Origin of the sequence: Salipiger sp. HF18, assembly GCF_011806505.1 — a bacterium.
In the GTDB taxonomy this organism is placed as follows: domain Bacteria; phylum Pseudomonadota; class Alphaproteobacteria; order Rhodobacterales; family Rhodobacteraceae; genus Salipiger; species Salipiger thiooxidans.
Window position 1 is genome coordinate 1 of the sequence record NZ_JAATOS010000740.1, and the last position, 1,453, is coordinate 1,453.

Genomic DNA, 1,453 nt, shown 5'->3' on the forward strand with positions numbered 1-1,453 from the left:
GGGTGTTATCCGGAGCATGTGGTTCGCACTAAGCGGTGGGAATGGAATCCGCGTGGGCCTCAATCGCGCCTACGGTATTCGCGAGACCCGCCCGTGGTACGTCCTCTACCCCTTGATGGCCCTGATGGTCGTGATCGCCAGCCTGGTCCTGGTGCTGGTAGGCTATCTGCTTGTCCTCGCCCCGCGGGCCGGCTCGTGGCTGCACATCCTGTTCCCCGACTTCGATCCGGCCTCCGTGACGGTCAGCCTCGTGCGCTATCCGTCGGCTGCACTCATCCTCATCGCATCCCTGTTTCTGGCCCATGTCCTGCTGCCGGCGCGCCGCACGCGCTTTTCCTCGATCTATCCCGGGGTCCTCTTCACGGTCGTCTCGTGGATCGCGCTGACCGCCGCCTTCTCGTTCTACCTCGGACACTTTGCCGCCTACGCCAGCTACTACGGAGGCCTCGCTGGCATCATTGCGGCGCTTTATTTCATGTACCTGGCTGCCCTGGTTCTCATCTTTGGCGGAGAGCTGAACCGTGCGATACGTATCCGCCGTTTGTCGCGAGCGATGCGCGGACCAGACTAGGAGCCGATCAGTCTTGATGCGTTGGCAGGAGCGGCCCGATCCTGCGGCCCGTGACCACTGCAGATCGACACCAAGCTTCGACATCGAGGGCCAGAGAGCCGCGCGGTGGCGGCGGCGATGTCATCGGCCGAGGTGCTTTGCATTTTTCTCCTTACCCGGCGCACCCCCAGCCCGTGCAGCCGGTCGAGCTCCGCCGCGCCCTCGGACCCATCGAGTTGCACGGCGCCGCGCAGAGCTCTGCCATGGCCTCGAGCATCAGGCCGTTTTCGGCGCCGAACACGCTCAACCGGACAACGGCGCCCCGGGAGATGCCGCAATCGCGCATCATCTGGCGGGCGGCATCGGCGCGGATGATTCTGGGGGTGCAGGACCGGGCAGAGGCCATGTCTGAGCCAGGACAGACCACGCGGATATGGCAGCCGGCCGCCCGGCCGGCGGGTCGTTCAAGGTCGCGCCGAAACCTCTCAAGTGTTTGGGAAATTCGCGTCTATCGGCGCGCAGGATGCCAACCCAAACTGCGAATTTCCCCAAAAAGTGACCCCGGACAGGGTCGTTCCGACGTTTCCACAGGGTGCGTGGCAGCCGCTCGGAACCGGGGTGTCGGGCGCGCAACGGGCACGGATCGCAGGTCATCCGACCCGTCATCCCCCCGGCCCGAGCCGGTCGATCACCGCGCCTGCATCCATCGCCGGGATCGCGCCGGGCGTGCGGCCGCGGGGGCTCAGGAGGCGGGTGTCGATGAAGGCCTCGGCGATTTCCGCGGGTACCGTGCGCAGAAGCGCGGCTGCGGCCAGCAGAAGCGCCGTGCGCTCGACGAAGGCGCGGGCCTCAGCCACGTCGGGCAGGCCCGGCCAGCGGGTCTGATGCGCGCTCAGCGCCGAG

General features: G+C 66.8%; 1 protein-coding gene and 1 pseudogene. One reads left to right on the top strand and one right to left on the bottom strand.

Features of this window, described 5'->3' with window-relative positions; all coding sequences use genetic code 11:
* Positions 1 to 571: YihY/virulence factor BrkB family protein (locus tag HC022_RS26455; protein ID WP_167454371.1), on the top strand; the 571-nt coding region annotated here is incomplete at its 5' end.
* Positions 572 to 1,212: 641 nt separating this feature from the next.
* Here the strand turns inward: HC022_RS26455 and HC022_RS26460 are convergent.
* Positions 1,213 to 1,453, bottom strand: a pseudogene (locus tag HC022_RS26460) (DNA alkylation response protein); the annotation flags it as partial.